Consider the following 24,486-nt stretch of genomic DNA (forward strand, 5'->3'; position numbering starts at 1 on the left):
CGGAACGTGCCGTGGCCGCGCAGTCTGCTTCATCCACCGCGCCACAACGTCAATGCGACGTGAACCGGCGGACGGTCCGCGATGCGGGAGTATGCCGCACTCGCGCCGCTCCGATACACCTGTTGACGCGACATGATCGCGACGCACGACGTACTGCAATACAGCTCACGTTTTACGCAAGGCAGCGTAGAAGAACCCGTCCATGCCCTGCTCGCCCGGAAAGCGTTGACGACCGTCGCCGTCGGCATGGCCCCATGCTTCCTCCAGCACCTCCGGGCGGGCGTCCGGATGGCGCGCACGGAAGGTATCGAGTTGGCCTGCGTTTTCGCTCCGCAGCAGCGAGCAGGTCGCGTAAACCAGCTGTCCGCCCGGGCGCAGCACCTTCCACGCCGCATCCAGCAGGCGCGCCTGCAGGCCGGTCAGCGCCACCAGGTCCTCCGGGCGCCGGTGCAGCAGCACGTCCGGTTGCCGGCGCACGATGCCGGTCGCCGAGCAGGGTGCATCCAGCAGGACCGCGTCGAACGGCTCACCGTCCCACCACGAAGCCGTATCGGTCGCGTCGGCGGCACGCAGCGCTGCGTCCACGCCGACACGCAGCAAGGTCTCGCGTACCCGCTGCAGGCGCCGTTCGTCGACATCCAGCGCCAGCACCTGCAAGGACGGATCACGCTCGAGCAGATGCGCGGTCTTGCCGCCGGGCGCGGCACACATGTCGAGCACGCGCGCGCCCGTCGGGAGATCCCGGAAAAGATCGGCCACCCGCTGCGCCGCGCCATCCTGCACCGATACGTCGCCCGCCGCGAACCCGGGCAGCGTGGTGGCCGCAATCGGCGCGTCCAGCACCAAGGCGTCGGCCATGCCGTCGACCGATGCCGCCGCAATGCCCGCGTCCAGCAGCCGCTGCCGGTACGCCTCGCGGGTGCCGTGGCGCCGGTTGACCCGCAACCAGAGGGGCGCCTCCTGCTGGCTGGCGGCGAAGATCGCATCGGCGTGCTGCGGCCAGTCCTCGCGCACCTGCTTCCGCAACCACGCCGGCCACAGGGCATCGGCCGGCGCCGTCGGCAGTCCTTCGCGTTGCGCGCGCCGCAACAGGGCGTTCACCAGCTTGTCCTGGTGTGGACGCCCGAGCGCGCGCACCGCCTCGACCGTCGCCGACAGCGCGGCATGGGCAGGCAGTTCCATCACCACCACTTGCGCGAAGCCCACATGCAGCAGCGCGCGCAGCTCGTTGTCGGCGCGCGCCAGTGGCCTGGGCATCCATGCCGCAAGCGCGGCCTCGCTGCGGGCGCGCGAGCGCAGCACCGCGAAGCAGATCGCTTCCAGCAAGGCGCGATCGCGCACGTCCTCGATCCGGGGCAGGTTCGCGGCCAGTTCGGCCTTCAGCGAACGGCCGCGGTGCATCACGGCGTCCACCACGCGGGTCGCCAAGACCCGGACCGCGACCCCGGCCTGGGTGCTCACGGGAACACCAGGTCGCGTCGCGCGTTGAGGTAGTCGGCGGCGGTGATCGCCTTGCCGCCTTCGCGCTGCACCACGCGCAGTCGCAGCACGCCTGCACCGCAGGCGATGTCCAGGCCCTGCCGGCCGGCCGCCAGCAAGGTGCCCGGCGCTGCGGCATGGGCCTGGTCGACGGCCACGGCGCCATGGATGCGCAGGCGCTCGCCGGCGACCTGGGCTTCTGCCACCGGCCACGGGTTGAAGGCGCGTACCTTGCGCGCCAGCACCTCGGCCGGCTGGGCCCAGTCCAGCTTCGCTTCCGCCTTGTCCAGCTTGTGCGCGTACTCCACGCCCACGTCGGACTGCGGATGCGGCGGCAGGCGGACGCCGGCCCGCAACAGGCCCAACGCATCCCGCAGCACCTGCGCCCCGAGGTCGGACAGGCGATCGTGGAGCTGGCCGCCGGTGTCCTCGGGCCCGATCGGCAGACTCTGCGCCAGCAGCACGGGACCGGTATCGAGGCCGGCCTCCATCTGCATCAGGCAGACGCCGGTCTCGTCGTCACCGGCCTCGATGGCCCGCTGGATCGGCGCTGCACCGCGCCAACGCGGCAGCAGCGAGGCGTGCACGTTCCAGCAGCCGTACTGCGGGATGTCGAGCACCGCCTGCGGCAGGATCAGGCCGTACGCCACCACGACCATGACATCCGGCTGCATCTCGCGCAGCGCGTCCTGGGTGGACTTCTTTTTCAGCGACAGCGGCTGCAGCACCGGGATGCCGCGCTGGATCGCCTCCAGCTTGACCGGCGACGGCGTCAGTCCGCGGCCACGGCCGGCCGGCCGGTCGGGCTGGGTGTAGACCGCGACCACCTCATGGTGGGCATGGGCGGCGCGGAGGCAGGGCACAGCGAACGCCGGCGTGCCGGCGAAGACGATTCTCATGGGCGCGGGAAACAGAGGATGGGAAACGGAGAAGGGAAGACCGCGACCGTGGCGACGACGGGGCCGACGGAGCGGCAGCGAACCGTCATTCCCGGTTCCCCGTTCCCGCCTTGCCGCGTTACGCCACGTGCTTGCGCTGCTTGGCCAGCTTCTTGCGCACCATCTCGCGCTTCAGCGGCGAGAGGTAGTCGACGAACAGCTTGCCGTCCAGGTGGTCCATCTCGTGCTGGATGCACACCGCCAGCAGACCGTCGGCGCGCAGTTCCTGCGGCTGGCCCTGGCGGTCGAGGAAGCGCACGGTCACCTCGTCGGCACGGGTGACGTCGGCGAAGATGCCGGGCACCGACAGGCAGCCTTCCTGGTAGACCTGCTCGCCGAGCTTGTCGCTCAGCTCGGGGTTGATGAAGACCTGCGGCTGGTTCTTCTCTTCGCTGATGTCGATGACCATGAAGCGCTGGTGCACGTCCACCTGGCTGGCGGCCAGGCCGATGCCCGGCGCCTCGTACATGGTCTCGAACATGTCGTCGAGCAGGCGCTGGAATGCGGGCGTGGTCACATCACCGGCGGCGACCGGCACCGCCTTGGTGCGCAGGCGCGGATCAGGGAATTCGAGGATCGGGAGCAGGGCCATGGTACGTCTCGGGAGGGGGGCGCCAGTGGAATCCGGCAAGGCCTCACGAATTCTAACGCGGGCGCTTGCGTTGCGCCGGGTTTTCTGGACTATAGTGCGGACCACCTGTCGGGGAATCAGGTAGATACCGCCATGTTTAAATGTTTTCGTACGGTTTTCGCCGTTGCGGTGCTGACCGTCGGCACCTATGCGGCTGCCGCCGAGATGGCGGCAAGCCATCCTGATACCTACGTGGTCAAGCGTGGCGACACGCTGTGGGACATTTCCGCGCGCTTCCTCAAGAAGCCGTGGCTGTGGCCCGAGATCTGGCAGGCCAATCCGCAGATCCAGAACCCGCACCTGATCTATCCGGGCGACGTCATCAGCCTGGCCTATCTGGACCGCGTGGCGGTGCAGCCGGGTCCGCGCCAGGAAGCGCCGCTCAACGCGATCCCGCTGTCCGACATCGAGGCCTACCTGAAGGACCGTCGCGTCGTCGACAGCTTCGAGCAACTGCCGCATGTCGCCGGCTTGGAAGAAGACCGCCTGCGCGGTTCCGGCGGCCACAACATCTACGTCCGCGGCCTGGACGGCGCGCAGGCCGGCCAGCGTTTCCTGGTCGTGCGCCCCACGGCCAAGTTCAGCGACAACCCGCGTGCGCAGGACCTGGACTTCCGGGGCCGGACGATCCGCGGCGAAATCGACCAGTGGAAGGACATCGTCGAGCAGTCGGGCAAGGGTGCTTTCCTGGGCTACGAACTGGTCAAGGTCAACGTCGCCACCTTCACCCGCGGCGTGGTCCCGGGCACCGAGGTCAGCACGCTGGTGGCCGACATCGGCGGCCATGAGGTGCGCGTCGGCGACCGTTTGATCCCGGTCGACGCCCAGCCCTACGACCTGCACTTCTTCCCGCACCCGCCCGCCAGCGATCCGGCCGGCAAGCTGCGCGTGCTGGCGGTGGCCGATGCCCTCACCTCGGGCGGTACGCGCGACGTGATCGCCATTTCCGGTGGCCGCTTGGACGGCGTGGACAACGGCACGGTCTTCTCGATCTGGCGCAATGGCAGCCACACCGCCAACCGCATGGCCCATCCGGAGTCCTCCCGCATCAGCGAGTCGACCAAGTCCGGCGCCGGCCGCGTCAGCCTGCCCGACGAGTACGCCAGCCACGCGATGGTGTTCCGCACCTTCGACAAGGTCAGCTATGCGCTGGTGATGGAAAGCGTGGACGTCACGCGCGTCGGCTACGAACTGAAGCACCCCGACGCGACCTACTGACCCGCGTCAGGCAATTCCTACGCAACACCGCGACGGCGCCTTAGGGCGCCGTCGTCATGTGCGGCCTACGCTGGCCGCATGCCCAACGACGATCTGATTGCGCTGGCCAGGCTGGTGCTGGCCGGCGGCCCCGTCCTGCCCCGCCGCCGCCTGCTGGAACGCCATGGCGCCCCTGCGCAGGCGCTGGCGGCCGGCACCGCCCTGTGGCGCGCGGAGGGACTGGACGCCGCGCAGATCGCACGCCTGCAAGGCGACGACCCCGACGGCACGCTCGAGCGCACCCGGCGCTGGCTGCAGGCGCCCGGCCACCACCTGATCGGCTGGCACGATGCCGACTACCCCGCGCCACTGCGGACGATCTCCAGTCCTCCGCTGGCCCTGTTCGTGGACGGCGACCCCGACCTGCTCTGGCGACCCGCCGTCGCCATCGTCGGCAGCCGAAGCCCGACCAGCGGCGGCCGCGACAACGCCCATTTCTTCGCGCGGTCGCTGGCGGCGGCCGGCATCGTCGTGGTCAGCGGGATGGCCCGCGGCATCGACGCGGCCGCCCACGAAGCCGCGCTGGCGGCCGGCGCCGGCACCACGGTCGCGGTGGTCGGCACCGGCCCCGACATCGCCTATCCCCCCGCGCACGATCGCCTGCGCGACCGCCTGGCCGCGCAGGGCGCCGTGGTCAGCGAACACCCGCCCGGCACAGCCGCGCTGCGCAGCCACTTCCCCGCCCGCAACCGGATCCTGGCTGGACTGTCGCTGGGCACGCTGGTCGTCGAGGCGACCGAACAGTCCGGCGCGCTGATCACCGCCCGCCAGGCCGGCGAGGCCGGACGCGAGGTCTTCGCCATCCCCGGCTCCATCCACAACCCCAGGGCACGGGGCTGCCACCGCCTGATCCGCGACGGCGCCGCGCTGGTGGAAGAACCCCGCGAAGTGGTCGAGGCGCTCGCCCCGCTGGCCACCGACCTGGCCCATGCCCTGCGCGCCCGGCTTGGCGAGACTGAATCGGGGGTGATCGCAGGCCCGTCCGATACATCGCCACGTCTGGACGCCGACTACCAGTGCTTGTGGGAAGCGCTCGGTCATGACCCAACAGGTATGGATCAGCTCGTCTCACGCACCCGATTGACGGCCGCGGAACTGTCCTCCATGCTGCTGGTCATGGAACTGGATGGCTTAGTAACGGCGGAACACGGCCGATACCAGAGAAAGACCGGTTTCTTCACCTCCACAGCGTCGATGACGCAGGCCGAGGGGCAATGAAAGAGAGCATCCTGGATGTACTGCTGTACCTGTTCGAACACTACTTCACCGAAGATGCGGACCCCGTCCGCGACCGCGACTCTCTCCAGAACGGCCTGATCCAGGCCGGCTTCAGCCCCACCGAGATCAGCAAGGCCTTCGATTGGTTGGATGCCCTGGCCGACCAGCGTCCGGCGGCGTCCACGCCGCGCGTCGGCGGTCCGACCCGGGTCTTCCATGGCCCGGAACTCGAGAAGCTGGACGTCGACTGCCGCGGCTTCCTGCTGTTCCTGGAACAGCATGGCGTCCTCGATGCCGACCAGCGCGAGCTGGTGCTGGACCGGGCGATGGCGCTGGACCAGGACGAGCTGGACCTGGACGACCTGAAATGGGTCGTGCTGATGGTGCTGTTCAACCAGCCGGGGTCCGAGGCCGCCTACGCGTGGATGGAGACCCAGATGTTTGCCGACGAGCCAGAGCCGGTACACTGAGGCGTTGATCCGCTTCAGGGGGAAGCATGTCGGGTTGGTATTACGCCGACCGGAACCGTGAACAGCACGGTCCGGTCTCGTCGGATGAACTGGTCACCCACTACCGTTTCGGACGCGTTGCGCTGGACAGCCTGGTCTGGCGCGAAGGCCTGCCGCAATGGCAACCGCTGCGCGATTTCGCCGACGAACTCGGCCTGAACCCCGCACCTGTCGAGACGGTCGGCACGCCGCCACCGGTCCCGCCTGCGCCTGCTGGTCCCGCCGCCGCCGCGCCGCAGGACCGCCTGCTGCGCACGCCCGCCGCGCCGGTCGCCAAACCGGGCATGTCCGGCGGCAAGATCGCGCTGATCGTCGCCGCCGTGCTGCTCGTGCCCTGCCTGGGTATCGGCGGCATCCTCGCCGCGATCGCGCTTCCGGCCTACCAGGATTACACGTTGCGCGCGAAGGTCGCGCAGGGCATCGCCGCGAGCCAGCCGCTGAAACAGCAGGTGGAAGCCATCCGCGTCGGTGGGGAGCGCTGCCCCGGCAATGGCGAAGACGGCATCGGCACGCCGGAAAGCTACGCCGGCACCTACGTGACGCGTGCGACCGTGGGCGAGTTCGACGACGGCACCTGCGGCTTCGAGCTGGAATTCGGCAACACCGGCAACACGCAGATCGACGGCCGCAAGCTGTGGTGGGACCTGGGCAGCGACAACAGCGAGTGGCAGTGCTCGTCGGAGATCGACGACAAGTGGCTGCCGCTGGAGTGCCGCGGCTGAACAACGTCAGCGTGGCGACGCGGGCCACGCTTTTCATCGGGGAATGACGCAATGACGCAGTGGTATTACGCCGATGCCAGCGGGCAGCGGCACGGGCCGTTCTCGGCCGAGGAACTGGAAAGCCACGTGCGCCATGCGCGCCTGGGCGCCGCATCGCTGGTCTGGCGTGAGGGCCTGCAGGACTGGCAGCCGCTGGGCGCGGTCGCCACCGAACTCAACCTGCAGCTCGATGCCATCGCCACGCCGGACGTGGACGTCGCCGTGCCGGCAGCGGACGCGCCGTACACGCCGCCGACGGCGGACCTGGCGTCGTTCCAGCCCATCGTCGCCGGCCACCTCGTGCACGCGGGCCTGTGGAAGCGGTTTGCCGCCAGCTTCATCGACAGCATCGTCACCACCGTCATCAGCTATGCGTTGATGATCCCGCTGATGCTGATCGGCGTGGGCGTGATGGGTGCCGGCGGTTCCGACAATCCGTTCGCCACCGGGGCCGGCCTCGCCTCCATGCTGGCCATCTATCCGATCCTGTTCCTGGCGCCCTGCATCTACTTCGGCTGGATGCAGTCCAGCTCGCTGCAGGCCAGCCTGGGCAAGCTGGCGGTGGGCATCAAGGTGGCGCGTACCGACGGCCAGCGGATGAGCTTCTGGCGCGGTTTCCTGCGCTCGCTGGCCTACCTGGTCTTCACCATGGTCACCTGCGGCCTGGGCGTGCTGATCTCCGGTCTGATGGTGGCGCTGACCGAGCGCAAGCAGGCATTGCACGACATGCTGTGCGACACCCTGGTGGTCGACAAGTGGGCGTTCACCGCCTATCCCGAACGCCAGCGCGACGAACTGGGCGTGGTGACCATCGTGATCCTCGCCCTGGCCGGCCTGGCGATCGTCGGCAGCATCGCGATCTACGCGGTGATGGGCCTGATGCTGATGAAGGACCTGTCATGACCGAGTGGTACTACGTCGATGCGCAGCAGCAGCGCCAAGGCCCGGTGGACGGCGCCGCGGTGGCCGATCTCTTCCGCGCCGGCACGTTGACCCGCGCGTCGCTGGTCTGGCGTGAAGGTATGGAGCAGTGGACCGCCCTGGTCAACGTCGCGCCGGAACTGCGGCTGGATCTGACGCCACCGCCCGCCCCCAGCGCAGAAGTGGCCGAGGTGCCCACCGTGGCCGCCGTCAACGACGAGCGCCCCCTTACCGGCCGCGCGGTGTTCACCGCCAGCGAGCCCACCTACGCTGCCCCCGCTCCGGTCACTCGGCCGGAGCCGACGATCGCGACGGGGGATTCTCCCTACGCCGCGCCGCGCGCGGAGGTGGGTGCGCGTGCCTACGCCGCCCCGGTGAATGAAGGGCACGTGGTCTACGCCGGCTTCTGGAAGCGCGTAGCGGCCAGCATCATCGACGGCTTCGCCATCGGCATCCCGGTCGCCATCATCGTCGCGATCGTCGGCGGCGTGCTGGGTTGGGGCAGCAGCTTCACGGCGGGCCTGACCGGGGCCAGCGCATTCAATCCGGGCGAAACCCTCCTGTCGTACGTTCTGAGCGCACTGGTGTTCGCCTGGTTCCATTCGAGCGAAGGCCTGCTGGCGACACCCGGCAAGCTGGCCATCGGCATCAAGGTGGTGCGCACGGACGGCGAGAAGATCAGTTTCCTGCGCGGCTTCGGCCGTTACTGGGCCTACCTGCTGAGCGCCCTGCTGCTGTGCATCGGTCTACTGATGGCCGCCTTCACCGGCCGCAAGCAGGGCCTGCACGACCTGATGTGCGACACGCTGGTGGTGGACAAGTGGGCGTTCACCTCCCAGCCGGAGCGCCAGCGCGACGAGCTGGGGACCGTGACCGTGGTGGTGCTGGTCCTGGGCGGCCTGCTGATCGTGGGCGTGTTCGTCGTCGCCATTGCGGCCGGCTTCGCCCTGGCTTCGATGGGACGCTGAGCCCACCCGCCGGCGGCGTGACCGGGGTCGCGGCCCCGGACCGGCGGTGACGATCCGGCTTGACAGCCCGGCCCCGGCCGTGACACCACTATAAATAGGAAACTGAACGCCCGGGGCCCCCGCCCCGGGCGTCCGCTTCTCTGGCGCCCGCATCCGGGGCACCCTAGCCGCCCCCCGGACGGCCCACCCGAGCCCTGAACCCCTGACATGCCCAAGCACCTGCTCATCGTCGAGTCGCCCGCCAAGGCCAAGACGATCAATAAATACCTCGGCAAGGACTTCACCGTCCTAGCGTCCTATGGCCACGTCCGGGACCTGGTGCCGAAGGAAGGAGCGGTGGACCCCGACAACGGGTTCGCGATGCGCTACGACCTGATCGAGAAGAACGAAAAGCACGTCGATGCGATCGCCAAGGCCGCCAAGGGCGCCGACGACATCTTCCTGGCGACCGACCCGGACCGCGAGGGCGAGGCCATCAGCTGGCACATCGCCGAGATCCTGAAGGAGCGCGGCCTGCTGAAGGACAAGCCGCTGCATCGGGTGGTGTTCACCGAAATCACCCCGCGCGCCATCAAGGAAGCCATGGCCCAGCCGCGGCAGATCGCCGGCGACCTGGTCGACGCCCAGCAGGCGCGCCGCGCGCTGGACTACCTGGTCGGCTTCAACCTGTCGCCGGTGCTGTGGCGCAAGGTGCAGCGCGGCCTGTCCGCCGGCCGCGTGCAGTCGCCGGCGCTGCGCATGATCGTCGAGCGCGAGGAAGAGATCGAAGCCTTCATCGCCCGCGAGTACTGGAGCATCGAGGCCGAGTGCGCGCATCCGCGCCAGCCCTTCACCGCCAAGCTCACCAAGCTGGACGGGCAGAAGTTCGAGCAGTTCACCGTCACCGACGGCGACACCGCCGAAGCCGCCCGCCTGCGCATCCAGCAAGCCGCGCAGGGCATGCTGCACGTCACCGACGTGACCAGCAAGGAACGCAAGCGCCGCCCGGCGCCGCCGTTCACCACCTCCACCCTGCAGCAGGAAGCCTCGCGCAAGCTCGGCTTCACCACCCGCAAGACCATGCAGGTGGCGCAGAAGCTGTACGAAGGCGTCAACATCGGCGACGAGGAAGGCACCGTCGGCCTGATCAGCTACATGCGTACCGACTCGGTGACGCTGTCGCAGGATGCGCTGGCCGAGATCCGCGACGTCATCGCGCGCGACTTCGGCGTGCAGGCGCTGCCGGACAAGCCCAACGTCTACGTCACCAAGTCCAAGAACGCGCAGGAAGCGCACGAAGCCGTCCGCCCGACCAGCGCGCTGCGCACCCCCGCACAGGTCGCGAAGTACCTGAGCGACGACGAGCGCAAGCTGTACGACCTGATCTGGAAGCGCGCCGTTGCCTGCCAGATGGTGCCGGCCACGCTCAACACCGTCAGCGTCGACCTCGCCGCCGGCAGCCAGCACAGCTTCCGCGCCAGCGGCACCACCGTGGTCGATCCGGGCTTCCTGGCCGTGTACGAGGAAGGCAAGGACCAGAAGAACGCCGAGGACGACGACGAAGGCCGCAAGCTGCCGCCGATGAAGCCCGGCGATACCGTGCCGCTGGACCGCATCCACGCCGACCAGCATTTCACCCAGCCGCCGCCGCGCTTCACCGAAGCGGCGCTGGTCAAGGCGCTGGAGGAGTACGGCATCGGCCGTCCCTCCACCTACGCCTCGATCATCCAGACGCTGATCTTCCGCAAGTACGTGGAAATGGAAGGCCGCGCCTTCAAGCCCAGCGACGTGGGCCGCGCCGTGTCCAAGTTCCTGTCGGGCCACTTCACCCGCTACGTGGACTACGACTTCACCGCCAAGCTGGAAGACGAGCTGGACGCCGTCTCCCGCGGCGAGGAAGAGTGGATCCCGCTGATGGAGAAGTTCTGGGGCCCGTTCAAGGAACTGGTGGACGAGAAGGCCGAGACCGTCGACCGCAGCGAAGCCACCGGCGCGCGCGAGCTGGGCAGCGATCCCAAGTCCGGCAAGCCGGTCAGCGTGCGCCTGGGCCGTTACGGGCCGTACGCGCAGATCGGCGACAAGGACACCGACGAGAAGCTGGAGTTCGCCTCGCTGCGTCCCGGCCAGTCCATGCACACCATCACCCTGGAAGACGCGCTGGAGCTGTTCAAGCTGCCGCGCAAGCTGGGCCAGGACAAGGATGAAGATGTCAGCGTCGGCATCGGCCGCTTCGGCCCGTTCGCCAAGCGCGGCAGCGTGTACGCGTCGCTGAAGAAGGAAGACGACCCGTACACGATCGACCTGGCGCGCGCGGTGTTCCTGATCGAAGAGAAGGAAGAGATCGCGCGCAACCGCATCATCAAGGAATTCGACGGCAGCGACATCCAGGTGCTGAACGGCCGCTTCGGCCCGTACATCAGCGATGGCAAGCTCAACGGCAAGATCCCCAAGGATCGCGAGCCGGCGTCGCTGACCTTCGACGAAGTGACGAAGTTGCTGGAAGAAACCGGCAAGCCGGTGCGCAAGGGCTTCGGCAAGAAGGCGCCGGCCAAGAAGGCGGCGGTGAAGAAGGAAGCCGCGCCGAAGAAGGCCGCCGCCAAGAAGGCACCGGCGAAGAAGGCCACCAAGAAAGCCGCCAAGAAGACCGCGACAAAAACCGCCACCAAGAAGGCCGTTGCCAAGAAGACCACGGTCAAGAAGGCCGCCACCGCCACGGCCGGCGACGACGCCCCGTTCTGAGCGGCGGGAAGGACCCGGGCCATGCCGATCGAACGGACCATCGAGGAAGCCGCCGAGACCATCCGCAGCGGCGGCATCGTCGCCTACCCCACCGAAGCCGTGTGGGGGCTGGGCTGCGATCCGTTCGACGAGGGTGCGGTGCACCGGCTGCTGGCGATCAAGCAACGGCCGGTCGAGAAGGGCCTGATCCTGATCGCCGCCACGCTGGAACAGCTCAAGCCGCTGATCGACGTGTCCGCCGTGCCCACCGAGCGCCTGACCGAGGTGCTGTCCAGCTGGCCCGGCCCGTACACCTGGGTGATGCCGGCCAGCGCGCAGGCACCGCGCTGGATCACCGGCGCGCACCGCGGCATCGCCGTACGCGTCAGCCAGCACCCGGTCGTGGTGGGCCTGTGCCAGGCCTACGGCGGCGCACTGGTGTCGACCAGCGCCAACCTCAGCGGCGAACCGGCGGTCAGCGAGCAGGCCGCGTTGGACCCCGCCCTGCTGGCGCGCGTCGATGCCGTGGTGCCGGGCGCCACCGGCGGCCTGGACCGCCCCACCGTGATCCGCGACGCCCTGACCGGCCAGTCGCTGCGTGACTGACGGCCATACGGGCCGCGCCATCGCCTTTCCATCGCCGGTCCCGGCGCGCACCATGGGGACATGCCCCGCGCCTTCCCGCCCCTGCTGCTTGCCCTGCTGACGGCGGCGCCGTCGGCCACGCACGCGCAGTCGGCCACCACCCCTGCTACGCCGGTCACCATCTACCGCTGCGTCGCCGGCAACGGCACCGTCGCCCTGCGCGACTCGCCCTGCCTGAAGGGCGAGAAGCAGGAAGTCCGCGCGATGCAGCGCCCACAGGATCCCCCGCGCGCCCAGGCCGTGGCGCCGCCGCCCGCACCGCAGAACGCCCCCGCGCCACCGCCCGCCTCCACCCGGGTGGTGTACCTCACCCCGCCCAAGCCGATGTACGAATGCACCACGCCGGAGGGTCAGGTCTATACCAGCGACAACGGCGACGGCAATCCGCGCTGGGTGCCGTACGGCATCGGCTACTCGGCCTATCCGGCGTGGCCGCGCAGCGGCGGCAGCGTCTCGGGCAGCGTGTCGATCGGCAATGGCAACCTCGCCTTCGAAAGCGGTGACCGCTCACGGCCACGGCCGCCCGGCGGCGGCCATCATCCGGGGCCGCGTCCCGGCCCGGTGTTCGTGCCCGGCGGCGGCTGGGTGCGCGACACCTGCCATCCGCTGCCGCAGGAAGAAGTGTGCGCGCGCCTGTCCGATCGCCGCTACGAGATCCTGCGCCGTTACGGCGCCGCGCTGCCCAGCGACCGCCGCACGCTAGACTTGGAACAGCGCGGAATCGATGCGCGCCTGGCCAACGATTGCAGATGAGCATGAAACCCGTCGTACGTTCCCTCGCAATGCTGTCGATGCTCGGCCTGTCCTGGCATGCCGGCATGCCCGCCGTCCATGCGGAGGTCGTCATCTACCGCTGCACCGATGCCAGCGGCGCGCTGACCCTGCAGAACGCGCCGTGCCCCAAGGGCATGAAGCAGGAACAGCGCACCATGCAGGGCATCAACACCGTACCGATGGCGCCGGGCCAGCCCGGCACGGCGACGCCCACCGCAGCGCCCGCGCCCGCGGCCGCGGCCGCGCCCGCCGCGTCGACGACACCGACCCCGACACCAACGCCACCCGCGGCCGACGCTGCCCCGCCCTCGTCGGAGGCGCGCCGCCTGCCGCCGCCGGTGCTGTTCCAGTGCACCACCTACGACAAGGGCAGCTACGTCACCGAGGATCCGATTCCCGCCTCGCGCTGCGTGACCCTGCGCACCGTCGGCCTGGACGGCAATCCGCAGTCCGGCGCGGGCCAGGCCTGCGAAGTCGTCCGCGACACCTGCGCGCGCGTGCCCGACGGCGCCCTGTGCGATGCGTGGCAGAAGCGCCGCGACGAAACCGAAGTGGCCTCCCGCTTCGCCCGTCCCGAGAACGCCGCGAAGAACCGCGCCGACTTCGAGCGCGTCGTCCGCATCGTCGCCGAGAGCAGCTGCGGGTCGTAGGCCGCGCTCACCCGCGGGCCAGCGCCTGCAGCCGCCACGCTTCACCCAGCCGCCCCTGCATGCCCGCCACCAGGGCATGCATCAGCAGCAGGCGCTTGTCCGCCTCGGGCAATGCCGCGCGGGCCGCGCGCGCGGCCTCGATGCCGTCGCGGTGATAGACCGCCACCACCTGCACGGCGAGTTCGTCGCGTCCCGGTGCACGCGCGACCGGTGCATGGCCCAGCGCGCGCACCATCGCCTCGGCCGTGGACCACGTCGACCACGGGTTCTGCCCGGTGACCAGCCGGTCATCGACCACGGTGTTGTCCAGATACATCGTGCCTTCGACGTACTGCGCGCCTTTTTCGACCATGCGGTCCTGCAGCAGGTACGGGAAGCGCACGCGCGCATCCTTGATCAGGAACAGTTCCTCGGCATTGCTGAAGCCGGTCACGCGACGGCCACGCAGCAGCGGCGTGCCGTCGTCCCGCATCACCTCCAGCAGGCCGGCAGGTCCATGGCAGACCGCACCGATCACGCCGCCGCGCTGGTAGACGATGCGCACGATGCGCTGCAGGTCGGGATCGTCGGGAAAGTCGAACATCGTGCCCTTGCCGCCGACCAGGTACACCGCCGCATAGCGCGTGGCATCCACCTCGCGCAGCGGCAGGCTGCCGTCGAGCTTCCGCCGTGCCGCCGCATCGTTGAGGAACGCGTAATCGGCGGCCACCGCGTCTTCGTCGTCCAGCCGCATCGGCGGTGAACCGCCCCGGGGACTGGCGATGTCCACCTCGTAGCCGTTGGCCTGCAACACGTAATACGCGCGCGCCAGTTCGCTCAGCTCGAAGCCCGCCTTCATGTCGCCACCGGGAAAGTGCGCCGTGCTGGTGACCACCGCCAGGATACGTCCGCGCGTCGGCGGCAACGCCGCCCGCATGAACGCCAGATCCGCCACCGTACTGGCCGGGGCCGGCAGCGGCTGGCTGTCCAGGTCCAGCGTCTGCACGTAGAAGAAGCCGCCCACGCAGGCCAGCAACACGCTCGCTGCGCAGGCCAGCAGCCCGCACGTGATCCATCGTTTCATGTCCGCACCCCTCGTCGGTCGATACCGACACGCTACGCACGGCATGTAAAACGAACTTCAATCGCGCCACGCACGCGCGCTGGCTTGTCGGGATTGCGGACACCCGTGCGGGAACCGCGCCGGGCGCCTCGCTAGAATCGGACGTTTCCACCATCAGGACCTCCGATGCCGCACGATCCGACGCACCGCCTGCTGCGCGAAATGCGCCTGCTGCGCCTCTATGCCGGCGCACTGACGCTGGCCTTCATCGCCGTGTTGCTGACGGCGTTCAAGGCGCCGGACCCGCACTTCGAGCGGTTGTCGGTGGAGCGGCTGGACATCGTGGATGCCGATGGCGCCACGCGCGTAGTGCTCGCCAACCAGCAGCGCTTTCCGCCGCCCATGTTGAACGGCGAGACCTTCAAGCGCGCCGTCACCCCGGCCGGGCTGGTGTTCTACGACCGCAAGGGCAACGAAGTGGGCGGACTGGCACTGACCGACGTGGAGGGCGGCAAGGTTTCCGCGCTCGCCTTCGACAATCCCAACATGGATGCGATCGGCCTGATGACGCGCATCGGCGCCGACGGCGAACCGATCAGCAGCGGCCTGCAGATCAACCAGGCCGTGCCGTCGCACGTGAAGGTGCTGGACGCGGCCAAACAGGCCACCCGCCGCATCGCCGTGCAGAACCAGCACAACGACGCCGAAATCCTGCTGGCCGACGCCAGCGGCAAGGACCGCATCCGCCTGCGCGTGGACCGCACCGGCGATGCCCGCATCGAAGTGCTGGATACCGACGGGCGCGTGGTGTTCAGGGCGCCGGAGGCGACGGCCCGGAAGCCGTAGCTCAGGAACAGATCCGTCAGCGCGATGCCACTAGGACGGCGTGCAGTGGCGCAGGGATGACAAGGTTGGTCACGTTCGCCTGTGAACCACCGTCACCCGACCCGGCGGAGAATCATGCCGGCGTGGACGGATCAGGTCCCTGCGTCTGGCGCCGTGAACCGGAATGCCAGCCACAGCACGTAGATGGACACCACCATGCCGAACATCGAGATCAGGTAAGACGCCACGACGCGGGATCGGCCAGTGAGCAACAACAGCCGCAACGGCTCTCCGGCGATCTTGAAGCACAGAGCAAACGCGCATCCACAGAGCAGATAGACCACTGCGGGCGGAGTTCCACCAAGCAACAGTACGAACGCCACTGCAATCGCGGTGAAGAGCCCAGCACCCACCAACAGCTTTGCGACCGCACCCCCCATCACTCTCCCCTGTACCGACACAACACTCAGAACCCGTACCGCAAAAACCCGCCATCCACCGCAATGCATTCACCGGTGACGTAACTGGACGCCGGCAGGCACAGGAACGCGACGGCGCCGGCGACTTCGTCCGGCTCGCCGATGCGGCGCATCGGGGTGCGGGCGATGACCTCGTCGTAGTAGTCCGGGTCCGACAGCGGGCCGGAGGTGCGGCGCGTACGGATGTACCACGGCGCCACCGCGTTCACACGCACGCCGTCCTCGGCCCATTCGGCGGCGAGGTTGCGGGTGAGCTGGTGCAGCGCGGCCTTGGTCATACCGTAGGGCGCGCCGCTGCGCACGGCGGTGATGCCGGACACGCTGCCGACGTTGACGATGCTGGAGGTCGCATGCTGCGCGAGCAGCGGATGCGCGTAGCGCGACAGCTCGAACGCGGAGAACAGGTTGGTCTCGAAGATGCCGCGCCACTCGTCCTCGGTGTAGTCCACCGCAGCGCGGGTGACGTTGCCGCCGGCGTTGTTGACCAGGATGTTGAGGCCGTCGCCGTGGTCTTCCACCCAGTCGAGGATGGCGCGGCGGTCCTCGTCATCGGCGACATCGGCGGCCAGCGTGCCGATCTCGCGCTCGGGAAATTCCTCACCCAGGTCCGCGCGCGCGTCCTGCAGCGCGTCCACGTCGCGCGCCACCATCAACAGGTCCGCGCCCAGCCCCAGCAGTTCGCGCGCGATCGCCAGGCCGATGCCCGCGCTGGCGCCGGTCACCAGCGCCCGTTGTCCGTCCAGCCGCCACCGGTTCGCCGCCACATGCGCCTCCTTCGTCGATGGGCGTAGCATAGCGCCACGCCACAGGAGGACCGTCGCCATGATCCGGATCCGCCTCACCCTGCTCGCCGCCGTGCTGCTGGCCTGCACCGCCTGCCGCGCCCCCGAACCCCCACCGACCGACGAACCGCCGGAGCCGCAGGCGGATACGGACAGCGTCGCGGCCTGAGTCGCGCACCGGATCGACGCATCGGCGACGCGCGCGGCGCGACGCGGATGCGATGTCTCGCCCGCTGCTGCACGGGCGGAGAACGGGCATCAGGGTTCAGTGGACGTCGCGTGGCGGTGTCTCGCCCTTGCGCAGCGTCAGCACGCGCGCGCCGGTGCGTGTCACCGCGACGGTGTGCTCGAACTGCGCGGATAGCTTGCCGTCGCGCGTATGCACCGGCCATTGGTCCGGTTGCGAGCAGATCGCGGCGCGGCCCTGGTTGAGCATCGGTTCGATGGTGAACACCATGCCTTCCTCCAGCACCAGACCGGTGCCGGGCCTGCCGTAGTGATGCACGTGCGGGGCTTCGTGCATCTCGCGGCCGATGCCGTGGCCGCCGTATTCCCTCACCACGCTGTAGCCCTGCTGGCGTGCGTACTGCGCGATGGCATGGCCGATGTCGCCCAGCCGCGCGCCAGGACGCACGGCGGCGATGCCCTTCCACATGGCGTGGTAGGTGGCTGCCACCAGCCGTCGCACCGGGTACGCCACCTCGCCGATCAGATACGTGGTGCTGGAATCAGCCAGGTAGCCGTTCTTTTCCAGGGTGATGTCGAGGTTGACGATCTGCCCGCTGCGCAGCACGTCGTGGTGCGAGGGCATGCCGTGGCAGACCACGTCGTCGATGGAGGCGTTGAGCACGTACGGGAAGCCGTACTGCCCCTTGCTGGCCGGACGTGCGTGCAGCTCGTCGACGATCATGCGCTCGACGGCATCGTTGATCGCCATCGTGCTCGTGCCTTCCAGCGTCAGCCGGTCGAGCCGGTCGAACACGGACGCCAGCAGCGCGCCGGCCTCGGCCATGCGCGCCAGTTCGTCCGCGGTCTTGATCACGTGTGGCCGGCGCGCAGCGGTGCGGGCTGCACCCCGGCGGCGCGCAGTTCGTTGGCCACGATGTCCTGGAAACTCAGTTCCGGATGCATCTCGCAGAGCATGCCGACCTTGATCCAGAAGTTGGCCTGCGCGTTGATCGAGCGGTGACTGACGGTGCAGGCGCGGCGCAGCTGGTCGTGCAGCGCGTCGTCGATGTTGACGATGCCCATGGGGAGCTCTTGGGGAAACGGGGATATATGAATCATATACGATTCGTGTATTCCGCTCCAGCGACCGCCGTCCACGTCCCACGCCTGGCCGGGAACGGCCGACGCCCTGCGCCCTGACACGGGACGAGGGGGGCACCGCCGTCGCACACCGGGTCCGCAGGTCAGTGCCCGGACTATCGCGCCGCTCACAGGCCCTCCGGCAGCCCACGCGGCGTGCAGCGCGGCGGGTGCGTCGTGTCTCGAGCCTGATGCGTCGGGATTGCCGTCCGGCATGCCGCGCCGGGAACGCGGCATGCCGTGTCGGCGACCCGATGCGCCGGGTTTTCCCATCGAAGCATCGGGCAACGAACCCCGTGCGTCGGATTCGGAGTGCGGCGCTCCGGGTCCCGAATCCGGCGTACCAGGCTCGGAAGACGACACTCCGAGTTCCGAACTCGGTGCACGAGGCTCAGAAGACGGCGCTCCGGGTTACGAACGCGGCGTACGAGGCTCGGAAAACGGCGCTCCGGGTTCCGAACTCGGCGCACGAGACTCGGAAGACGGCCTTCCGGGTTCCGAACGCGGCGCACGGTGTCGCGGACGTGGTGCGGGGCGTCGCCAGCCCGGTGCGCGGCATGTCGAACGCGATGCACCGGGTTTTCTGCCTGACATGTCAGGTTGGGGGCTTGGTGTGTGGCGTTGCAAACCCGACACTCCGCGTTCCGACCTCGGTACATGGGGTACCGGGTGCGGCGACCTGGCGGCCGATCGACGCGTGTTGCGTCCCGCGCGTGACCTGCGGCGCGATGGGCGCCGTCGAAGAGTGCGCTTGCCTGCCCCCTGCAGCACTCGGCACCTCGCGCTTGCCCCTCATCCGCCCTCCGGGCACCTTCTCCCCGCCTCGCGGGGAGAAGGGATCCACCGCCGCACCGGATCACGGGGCCATCGTGGCGACCGCGTGCGTCGCTGACGCTCCCGACGTCGCCGGTGTCGTCCCCTCTTCCCGCCTCGCGGGGAGAAGGGATCCACTGCCGCACCGGATCACGGGGCCATCGTGGCGACCGCGTGCGTCGCTGACGCTCCCGACGTCGCCGGTGTCGTCCCCTCTCCCTGCGCAGCGGGGAGAAGGGATCCACCGCCGCACCGGATCACGGGGCCATCGTGGCGACCGCGTGCGTCGCTGACGCTCCCGACGCCGCCGGTGTCGTCCCCTCTCCCTGCGCAGCGGGGAGAAGGGATCCGCCGCCGCACCGGATCACGGGGCCATCGTGGCGACCGCGTGCGTCGCTGACGCTCCCGACGTCGCCGGTGTCGTCCCCTCTCCCTGCGCAGCGGGGAGAGCGTGCTGCCGCCGGGTGCGCGGCAACGGCGCCCGCGGCCCGTCCATGGGCAGAACGCACCTGCGACGCGCCACCGGGACGTGACGTGGCCGGTGATGTCTCCGCGCCGGGACAGAGCGAACGCCGGGCACCCCGACACAACAAAAAGCCCGGACTCGCCGGGCTTCGTGTTGGATCGAACGATCAGGCGATCGCGGCATCAGAACCCGCAGAAGCAGTACGCCAGGCTCTTCACCGGGGCGCCGTGGCGGTCGTTCACGGCCTCGTCGACGAAGCGCAGCTGCGCTTCCATCTCCGGCAGGCTGCGCGCCAGCAGCGCGCGGGCGAAATCGGAGTCCTTCAGCCAGGCGCTGCCGATCCGGCTGCCGGCGAAGCCGCCCATGAACTGCGAGAACGGCGAGGACATCTTCTCGATGTAGCGCACGCGGTACTTGCCGGCTTCGCCCAGCTTGGCGCGCTTGGCGGCGTCGGCGATGGCGGCGTCGAAGCCGGCCAATTCATCGACCAGACCGCGCTCCTTCGCCTGCGCCCCGCTCCACACGCGGCCGCGGGCCACGGCGTCGATCTCTTCGACCGGCTTCTTGCGCGCCTCGGCGACCTTGCCGGTGAAATCGGCGTAGCCCTTGTCGATGACGGACTGGATCACCTGGCCGACGGCCGGGTCCAGCGGGCGGCTGATGTCGAACGCGCCGGCGAAGCGGGTGGTGCCCACGCCGTCGGTGCGCACGCCGATCTTCTCCAGCGTGCGCGGCACGGTGGGGATCAGGCCGAAGATGCCGATCGAGCCGGTGATGGTGGACGGGTCGGCGTAGATGCGGTCGGCATTCATGCTGATCCAGTAGCCGCCGGACGCGGCCAGGTCGCCCATCGAGACGACCACCGGCTTGCCGGCCTTCTTCAGCGCGGCCACCTCGCGGCGGATCTGCTCGGAGGCGTACACGCCGCCACCGGGCGAATCCACGCGCAGCACCACCGCCTTCACGTCCTCGTCGTCGCGCGCCTCGCGCAGCAGCGCCGAGGTGGACAGGCCACCGACGCGGCCGGCCGGCTGGTCGCCGTCGGTGATCTCGCCTTCGGCCACCACCACCGCGACCTGCGGACGCTTGTCGAGCGGATTGAGCTTGGCGTCGAGCTGGGTCAGGTAACCGGTCAGGCCGATCGCGCGGAAGCCGGTGTCCGAATCCTCATCGGCCACGCCGCGTTCGATCAGCAGGTTCTCGACTTCTTCCTGCGTCTTCAGGCCGTCCACCAGCTTCTGCTGCAGGGCGTACTTGGCCAGGTCGCCACCGGCGGCGGCGATGCCTTCGGGCATCGTGTCGATGCCGGCGGCCAGCGCCTCGGGCGTGGTCTTGCGGACCTTGGCGATGTCGGCCAGCAGGCGCTGCCATACATCGTTCATCCAGAACAGATCGGCTTCCTTCGCTTCCGCAGAGGCGGCGTCCAGCACGTAGGGTTCGGCGGCGGACTTGTACTCGCCCACCTTGAACAGGTGCACGTCCACGCCCAGCTTGTCCTGCAGGCCCTCGCGGTAGTACTGGCGGTAGCGGCCCAGGCCCTCCAGCATCAGGCTGCCCATCGGGTCGATGTAGACCTCGTCGGCCTGCGCGGCCAGCAGGTACTGGGTCTGGCTGAGGTTCTCGCCGAAGGCGACGATCTGCTTGCCCGAGGCGCGGAACTTGGCCAGCGCGGCGGCGACTTCGCGCAGCGAGGCGTAGCCGGTGGGCTGCAGCTGGTCCACGCGCAGCAGCATGCGTTCGATCTTCTCGTCCTTCTGCGCCGCGTCGATGGCGCGCAGCAGGTCGCGCAGCTGCACTTCCTCGGCGCTCTTGTCGCCGAACGCCTTGGCCAGCGCGCGGGTGGCGGGATCGGCGGTGAACTGCTCCACCAGGCGGCCTTCCGGCGCCAGCACGAAGGTGGTGCGTTCCATCAGCGGCTTCACCCCGCCACTGCCGGCGGCGATGACGAAGACGATGAAGATCAGGAACAGCAACCCGAAGAAGATCAGGTTGAGGACCAGCTTGCGGGTGAAGTTCATCACGTCCCACAGGCCGATGAAGAAGGCGACCACCGGGTTGCGACGGGGGGCAGGTGCGACTTGGCTCATGGAAAACTCCGGAAAACTGGGCCCACTGTAGCGTGCGGGTGTGAGGGTTTCATGCCCCGTTGGTCACCCGTCAGGCTGAGGTGACGGACAGCCGGCGCCGGCTGCTGCGCTCGAAGCGCCAGCCCAGCAGCACGGCGGCGGCGGTCAGGCCGACGATCAGCCCCAGCCACATGCCCTGCGGCCCCCAGCCCAGCCCCAGGCCCAGCCCGGCGCCCAGCGGCATGCCCAGGCCCCAGTAGGCGGCCACGGCCAGCCACATGGGCACGCGGGTGTCCTTCAGCCCGCGCAGCGCACCGGCCGACAGCACCTGGATGCCGTCGGGGAACTGGAAGGCGGCGGCGAACAGCAGCAGCGTGCCGGCCAGCGCGGCCACCGCCAGGTCGTCGGTGTACAGCGACACCACCAGGTCGTGGCCCAGCAGCAGGAACAGCGCGGAGATCGCCTGGGTGGCCAGCACGATCACGTAGCCCGCATGCGCGGCGCGGCGGATGCCGGCCACGTCGCCCGACCCCACCGCATGGCCCACGCGCACGGTGGTGGCTTCGGCCACGCCCATCGGGATCATGAAGCACAGCGCCGACACGTTGATGGCGATCTGGTGCGCCGCCGCCGGCGTGGCGCCCAGCCGCGCGATCAGCAGCGCGGTGACGATGAACAGGCTGCCTTCCATCAACACGGTGATGCCGATCGGCAGGCCGGTGCGCAGCAACTGCAGGATGGGTTCGCGGCGTGGCGGATCGAACTGCGCGAACAGCTGCAGGTCGGCGAAGCGGCGCGCGCGCGTCAGGTAGATCGCGAATGCGATGGCCTGCAGCCACATGGTCAGCGCCGACGCGATGCCCAGGCCGCCGGCGCCCATCTCGGGGAAGCCGAACTTGCCGAACGCCAGCACGTAGCCCACCGGCGCCAGCACCAGCAGGCCGCCGAAGCCGAGGATCATGGTCGGCAGCGTCCAGTGCGTGCCCTCGCTGAGGTAGCGCATGCAGAAGTAGAACGTCAGCGCCGGCACGCCCCAGCGGATGCCGTGCAGGAAAGCCGTCGCGCCGGGAATGATGTCCGGCGCGATGCCAAACGCCGCCAGCGCGTACGGCGCCACGCTGAGGAAGGCGAACATCAGCAGGCCCAGGCCCAGCGACAGCCACAGCGCCTGGCGGAACAGCGGCGCGATCTCGCTGCGCCGGTTGGCGCCATCGAGCTGCGACACCGAGGCGGTCAGCGAGATCAGCGTGCCGATCGGCACCATCATCGGCAGCCACAGCAGCGCCGTGCCCACGGTGACGGCCGCGAGCGTGGCGGTGGCGTGGTGGCCGGCGATGACGTTGTCGACGAAGCCGATCAGGCCGGTGGACACATGGCCCAGCACCAGCGGCAGGGCGAGCGTCGCCGTCGAGCGCACTTCCTGGCCGAAGCGCGGGGTCGGAGAGGGGGAAAGGGACATGAGGATCAACCACCGGACTACGGTCGCGCGGTTGCGCGCTGGCACCGGGTCGCGGGAGGCCGGTATCTTACCCGCTCGCCCGCCGCGCCACCCCAACGCCCCATGACCCCATCGCACGATGCCGTGCACGCCGCCGCGTGCGACAACTGCAAGACCCCGCTGCAGGGCGGCTTCTGCCACCAGTGCGGGCAGAACGCGCACAACCCGCTGCGCAGCTTCGGGCATGCGGTGGAAGAGGTGTTCGAGTCGTTCTGGCACCTGGACGGCCGCATCTTCCGCACCCTGCGCACGCTGCTCTCGCCGGGGAAACTGGCCAACGCCTACCTGGCCGGCCACCGCGCGCCGTACGTGGCACCGCTGCGGCTGTTCGTGATCCTGAGTGTGCTGACGTTCTTCGTGGGCAAGTTCGCCACCGGCGGCGGCGACCCGCTGAGCCCGCCTGCGGTTGCCGGCGGCACGGGCGGCAACACGACCGTCCAGGTGACCGGGGCAGGAGACGAGGGCGTGGATTTCGACGCCTTGACCAGCGCCGACGACGTCATCCGCCTGCGCGACCGCACCATCGACGGGCTGCTGGCCGCACGCGCCGCCCTGCCACCACCGCTGGCCTTCGCACGCGAGCAGGTGGAGAACAACATCCGCAGCACCCAGGCGCGGGCACGCGCGCGGATCGCCGCGCTGCAGCCCGACCATCCGGCGCTGGCCGAGCCCGACCGGATTCCGGAGAACGGGCCGATGCCGGACTCCACCGGTTCGCTGTTCTCGCAGAACGGCAAACCCTGGCACCAGACCGACAATCCGGTCCAGCTGGACTGGCTGCCCGCCTTCGGCAACCGCTGGTTGAACAAGAAGATCGCGCGGGCACAGGACAACGTCCCGCGCCTGCAGAAGGACCCGGAGCTGTTCAAGAACGCGCTGATGGGCGCCGTGCCGTCGGCGCTGTTCGTGCTGGTGCCGGTGTTCGCGCTGCTGCTGAAGCTGGCCTATCTCGGCACGGGCCGCGTGTATCTGGAACACCTGGTGGTGGCGCTCTACAGCCACGCCTACCTGTGCCTGTGCGTGCTGGTGTTCTTCGCCCTGTCCTTCCTCGACAGCCTGCTGCCGGCGCAGGCGACGGTGGCGCGCGCACCGGTGTGGATGGCCGAGCTGCTGATCATGTGCTGGATGCCGGTGTACCTGTTCTGGATGCAGCAGCGCGTCTATCGCCAGCACCCCGCCATCACGCTGCTGAAGTACCTGGCGCTGGGCATGCTGTACTTCTTCCTGGTGGTCACCGCCATGGTCCTGCTGTCCCTCACCAGCCTGGTGAACGCATAGCGAAGCGCTGACCCTGGCGAGGCGTATGCGTCTTCGTAGCGTGCGCCGTGCGCACGAGGGGCGTCGCGCGGTGGTGGGGTCATGCGGTCGTGCGCATGGCGCACGCTACGGGCGAGCGCTTGGAGAATCCGTGGAGATTAGACGGGTCACTCGGCCACGCGAGCTCGGCGCCTTGAATGTCGTTCGTGGTGAGCATGTCGAACCACGCGTTTGGCGATGGATCGTCAGATCGCGGTGGTCGGGGTTTGGCGCGAACAGCGTGGTTCGACGGGCTCACCACGAACGGAATCTCTTTGTTCGGTCATGCCGCGCCGTCGTAGCGTGCGCCGTGCGCACGACGGGCTTCGCGCGGTGGTGGGTTCATGAGGTCGTGCGCGTGGCGCACGCTACGGGTGAGCGCTTTTAGGAACCCGTGGAGATTTGACGGGCCGCGCCGTCACGCGAGCATGGCGCCTTGAATGTCGTTCGTGGCGAGCCCGTC

Annotated in this window: 23 protein-coding genes; 13 read left to right on the top strand and 10 right to left on the bottom strand. The window is 69.3% G+C overall.

Translation table 11 applies throughout. From position 1 onward, the window contains the following. Window positions 1-165: 165 nt before the first annotated feature. The 3 genes from rsmB to def form a co-directional block, all read right to left on the bottom strand. Window positions 166-1,461 (bottom strand): 16S rRNA (cytosine(967)-C(5))-methyltransferase RsmB, encoded by a 1,296-nt coding sequence (rsmB, locus tag MMG85_RS03910; protein ID WP_345778834.1) that lies wholly within the window; start codon window positions 1,459-1,461, stop codon window positions 166-168. Further along, window positions 1,458-2,378 carry a methionyl-tRNA formyltransferase gene (fmt, locus tag MMG85_RS03915; RefSeq protein ID WP_241044834.1) on the bottom strand — a complete coding sequence of 307 codons (921 nt, stop codon included), beginning with the start codon at window positions 2,376-2,378 and terminating at the stop codon, window positions 1,458-1,460. The genes rsmB and fmt overlap by 4 nt, the downstream gene beginning before the upstream one ends. Before the next feature lie 118 nt (window positions 2,379-2,496). Continuing rightward, window positions 2,497-3,009 (bottom strand): peptide deformylase, encoded by a 513-nt coding sequence (gene def, locus MMG85_RS03920; RefSeq protein ID WP_241044835.1) that lies wholly within the window; start codon window positions 3,007-3,009, stop codon window positions 2,497-2,499. A gap of 132 nt (window positions 3,010-3,141) precedes the next feature. Here def and MMG85_RS03925 point away from each other — a divergent pair, with 132 nt between their 5' ends. The 10 genes from MMG85_RS03925 to MMG85_RS03975 all read left to right on the top strand — a co-directional run bounded on the left by MMG85_RS03925 (window position 3,142) and on the right by MMG85_RS03975 (window position 13,448). Further along, window positions 3,142-4,266 (top strand): LysM peptidoglycan-binding domain-containing protein, encoded by a 1,125-nt coding sequence (locus MMG85_RS03925; RefSeq protein ID WP_241044836.1) that lies wholly within the window; start codon window positions 3,142-3,144, stop codon window positions 4,264-4,266. 78 nt (window positions 4,267-4,344) lie between these two features. Beyond that, window positions 4,345-5,523: a DNA-processing protein DprA gene (dprA, locus tag MMG85_RS03930; protein ID WP_241044837.1), complete on the top strand. Its 1,179-nt coding sequence runs from the start codon at window positions 4,345-4,347 to the stop codon at window positions 5,521-5,523. Continuing rightward, entirely contained in the window at window positions 5,520-5,993 is a 474-nt protein-coding gene (locus MMG85_RS03935) for a DUF494 family protein (protein WP_055937630.1), read from the top strand. Before dprA ends, MMG85_RS03935 begins: the two co-directional genes overlap by 4 nt. A gap of 26 nt (window positions 5,994-6,019) precedes the next feature. Beyond that, entirely contained in the window at window positions 6,020-6,754 is a 735-nt protein-coding gene (locus MMG85_RS18420; RefSeq protein WP_277399728.1) for a pilin, read from the top strand. A 51-nt stretch (window positions 6,755-6,805) separates the two neighbouring features. Then, window positions 6,806-7,696, top strand: a complete 891-nt coding sequence (locus MMG85_RS03950; protein WP_241044838.1) for an RDD family protein — start codon at window positions 6,806-6,808, stop codon at window positions 7,694-7,696. Continuing rightward, window positions 7,693-8,682, top strand: coding sequence for an RDD family protein (locus MMG85_RS03955; protein WP_241044839.1), 990 nt, complete (start codon window positions 7,693-7,695; stop codon window positions 8,680-8,682). The genes MMG85_RS03950 and MMG85_RS03955 overlap by 4 nt, the downstream gene beginning before the upstream one ends. Window positions 8,683-8,889: 207 nt before the next feature. Beyond that, on the top strand, window positions 8,890-11,400 hold the full coding sequence (locus MMG85_RS03960; RefSeq protein ID WP_241044840.1) for a DNA topoisomerase I: 2,511 nt from the start codon (window positions 8,890-8,892) through the stop codon (window positions 11,398-11,400). Window positions 11,401-11,421: 21 nt separating this feature from the next. After that, window positions 11,422-11,985 carry an L-threonylcarbamoyladenylate synthase gene (locus MMG85_RS03965; protein WP_241044841.1) on the top strand — a complete coding sequence of 188 codons (564 nt, stop codon included), beginning with the start codon at window positions 11,422-11,424 and terminating at the stop codon, window positions 11,983-11,985. Between the two features lie 60 nt (window positions 11,986-12,045). Then, on the top strand, window positions 12,046-12,777 hold the full coding sequence (locus tag MMG85_RS03970) for a hypothetical protein (RefSeq protein ID WP_241044842.1): 732 nt from the start codon (window positions 12,046-12,048) through the stop codon (window positions 12,775-12,777). Further along, complete coding sequence (locus tag MMG85_RS03975; RefSeq protein ID WP_241044843.1) at window positions 12,774-13,448, top strand: DUF4124 domain-containing protein; 675 nt, start codon at window positions 12,774-12,776, stop codon at window positions 13,446-13,448. Before MMG85_RS03970 ends, MMG85_RS03975 begins: the two co-directional genes overlap by 4 nt. 7 nt (window positions 13,449-13,455) lie before the next feature. On the opposite strand, the gene MMG85_RS03980 is transcribed toward MMG85_RS03975, so the two are convergent. After that, entirely contained in the window at window positions 13,456-14,511 is a 1,056-nt protein-coding gene (locus MMG85_RS03980; protein ID WP_241044844.1) for a type 1 glutamine amidotransferase domain-containing protein, read from the bottom strand. Between the two features lie 165 nt (window positions 14,512-14,676). On the opposite strand from MMG85_RS03980, the gene MMG85_RS03985 reads away from it, so the two are divergent. Continuing rightward, entirely contained in the window at window positions 14,677-15,336 is a 660-nt protein-coding gene (locus MMG85_RS03985; protein WP_241044845.1) for a hypothetical protein, read from the top strand. A 131-nt stretch (window positions 15,337-15,467) separates the two neighbouring features. On the opposite strand, the gene MMG85_RS03990 is transcribed toward MMG85_RS03985, so the two are convergent. Together MMG85_RS03990 and MMG85_RS03995 are read right to left on the bottom strand one after the other, a co-directional pair. Then, a complete protein-coding gene (locus MMG85_RS03990; RefSeq protein WP_241044846.1) occupies window positions 15,468-15,755 on the bottom strand; it encodes a hypothetical protein in 288 nt (95 codons plus the stop codon). Between the two features lie 26 nt (window positions 15,756-15,781). Continuing rightward, window positions 15,782-16,558: an SDR family oxidoreductase gene (locus MMG85_RS03995; protein WP_241044847.1), complete on the bottom strand. Its 777-nt coding sequence runs from the start codon at window positions 16,556-16,558 to the stop codon at window positions 15,782-15,784. Window positions 16,559-16,616: 58 nt separating this feature from the next. Between MMG85_RS03995 and MMG85_RS18425 the strand changes: the two genes are divergently transcribed. Next, on the top strand, window positions 16,617-16,745 hold the full coding sequence (locus MMG85_RS18425) for a hypothetical protein (RefSeq protein WP_277399729.1): 129 nt from the start codon (window positions 16,617-16,619) through the stop codon (window positions 16,743-16,745). A gap of 96 nt (window positions 16,746-16,841) precedes the next feature. On the opposite strand, the gene map is transcribed toward MMG85_RS18425, so the two are convergent. The 4 genes from map to MMG85_RS04015 form a co-directional block, all read right to left on the bottom strand. Further along, complete coding sequence (map, locus tag MMG85_RS04000; protein WP_241044848.1) at window positions 16,842-17,618, bottom strand: type I methionyl aminopeptidase; 777 nt, start codon at window positions 17,616-17,618, stop codon at window positions 16,842-16,844. Continuing rightward, the gene (locus tag MMG85_RS04005) at window positions 17,615-17,827 is read right to left on the bottom strand and encodes a ParD-like family protein (RefSeq protein WP_055937677.1); all 213 of its coding nucleotides are present in this window, start codon (window positions 17,825-17,827) and stop codon (window positions 17,615-17,617) included. Before MMG85_RS04005 ends, map begins: the two co-directional genes overlap by 4 nt. Window positions 17,828-19,345: 1,518 nt before the next feature. Further along, entirely contained in the window at window positions 19,346-21,250 is a 1,905-nt protein-coding gene (gene sppA, locus MMG85_RS04010) for a signal peptide peptidase SppA (protein WP_241044849.1), read from the bottom strand. A gap of 70 nt (window positions 21,251-21,320) precedes the next feature. Then, the gene (locus tag MMG85_RS04015; RefSeq protein ID WP_241044850.1) at window positions 21,321-22,688 is read right to left on the bottom strand and encodes an MATE family efflux transporter; all 1,368 of its coding nucleotides are present in this window, start codon (window positions 22,686-22,688) and stop codon (window positions 21,321-21,323) included. 102 nt (window positions 22,689-22,790) lie between these two features. Here MMG85_RS04015 and MMG85_RS04020 point away from each other — a divergent pair, with 102 nt between their 5' ends. Beyond that, window positions 22,791-24,005, top strand: coding sequence for a DUF3667 domain-containing protein (locus tag MMG85_RS04020; protein ID WP_241044851.1), 1,215 nt, complete (start codon window positions 22,791-22,793; stop codon window positions 24,003-24,005). Window positions 24,006-24,486 lie beyond the last annotated feature (481 nt).

Source organism: Pseudoxanthomonas sp. LH2527, from assembly GCF_022539275.1.
Taxonomy (GTDB): Bacteria; Pseudomonadota; Gammaproteobacteria; order Xanthomonadales; family Xanthomonadaceae; genus Pseudoxanthomonas_A.

What these genes read in the sequence shown, in the direction of transcription:
- fmt (WP_241044834.1), bottom strand. Translation starts at nt 2,378, where the DNA reads ATGAGAATCGTCTTCGCCGGCACGCCGGCGTTCGCTGTGCCCTGCCTC.
- def (WP_241044835.1), bottom strand. Translation starts at nt 3,009, where the DNA reads ATGGCCCTGCTCCCGATCCTCGAATTCCCTGATCCGCGCCTGCGCACC.
- MMG85_RS03925 (WP_241044836.1), top strand. Translation starts at nt 3,142, where the DNA reads ATGTTTAAATGTTTTCGTACGGTTTTCGCCGTTGCGGTGCTGACCGTC.
- dprA (WP_241044837.1), top strand. Translation starts at nt 4,345, where the DNA reads ATGCCCAACGACGATCTGATTGCGCTGGCCAGGCTGGTGCTGGCCGGC.
- MMG85_RS03935 (WP_055937630.1), top strand. Translation starts at nt 5,520, where the DNA reads ATGAAAGAGAGCATCCTGGATGTACTGCTGTACCTGTTCGAACACTAC.
- MMG85_RS18420 (WP_277399728.1), top strand. Translation starts at nt 6,020, where the DNA reads ATGTCGGGTTGGTATTACGCCGACCGGAACCGTGAACAGCACGGTCCG.
- MMG85_RS03950 (WP_241044838.1), top strand. Translation starts at nt 6,806, where the DNA reads ATGACGCAGTGGTATTACGCCGATGCCAGCGGGCAGCGGCACGGGCCG.
- MMG85_RS03955 (WP_241044839.1), top strand. Translation starts at nt 7,693, where the DNA reads ATGACCGAGTGGTACTACGTCGATGCGCAGCAGCAGCGCCAAGGCCCG.
- MMG85_RS03960 (WP_241044840.1), top strand. Translation starts at nt 8,890, where the DNA reads ATGCCCAAGCACCTGCTCATCGTCGAGTCGCCCGCCAAGGCCAAGACG.
- MMG85_RS03965 (WP_241044841.1), top strand. Translation starts at nt 11,422, where the DNA reads ATGCCGATCGAACGGACCATCGAGGAAGCCGCCGAGACCATCCGCAGC.
- MMG85_RS03970 (WP_241044842.1), top strand. Translation starts at nt 12,046, where the DNA reads ATGCCCCGCGCCTTCCCGCCCCTGCTGCTTGCCCTGCTGACGGCGGCG.
- MMG85_RS03975 (WP_241044843.1), top strand. Translation starts at nt 12,774, where the DNA reads ATGAGCATGAAACCCGTCGTACGTTCCCTCGCAATGCTGTCGATGCTC.
- MMG85_RS03980 (WP_241044844.1), bottom strand. Translation starts at nt 14,511, where the DNA reads ATGAAACGATGGATCACGTGCGGGCTGCTGGCCTGCGCAGCGAGCGTG.
- MMG85_RS03985 (WP_241044845.1), top strand. Translation starts at nt 14,677, where the DNA reads ATGCCGCACGATCCGACGCACCGCCTGCTGCGCGAAATGCGCCTGCTG.
- MMG85_RS03990 (WP_241044846.1), bottom strand. Translation starts at nt 15,755, where the DNA reads ATGGGGGGTGCGGTCGCAAAGCTGTTGGTGGGTGCTGGGCTCTTCACC.
- MMG85_RS18425 (WP_277399729.1), top strand. Translation starts at nt 16,617, where the DNA reads ATGATCCGGATCCGCCTCACCCTGCTCGCCGCCGTGCTGCTGGCCTGC.
- MMG85_RS04005 (WP_055937677.1), bottom strand. Translation starts at nt 17,827, where the DNA reads ATGGGCATCGTCAACATCGACGACGCGCTGCACGACCAGCTGCGCCGC.
- sppA (WP_241044849.1), bottom strand. Translation starts at nt 21,250, where the DNA reads ATGAGCCAAGTCGCACCTGCCCCCCGTCGCAACCCGGTGGTCGCCTTC.
- MMG85_RS04015 (WP_241044850.1), bottom strand. Translation starts at nt 22,688, where the DNA reads ATGTCCCTTTCCCCCTCTCCGACCCCGCGCTTCGGCCAGGAAGTGCGC.
- MMG85_RS04020 (WP_241044851.1), top strand. Translation starts at nt 22,791, where the DNA reads ATGACCCCATCGCACGATGCCGTGCACGCCGCCGCGTGCGACAACTGC.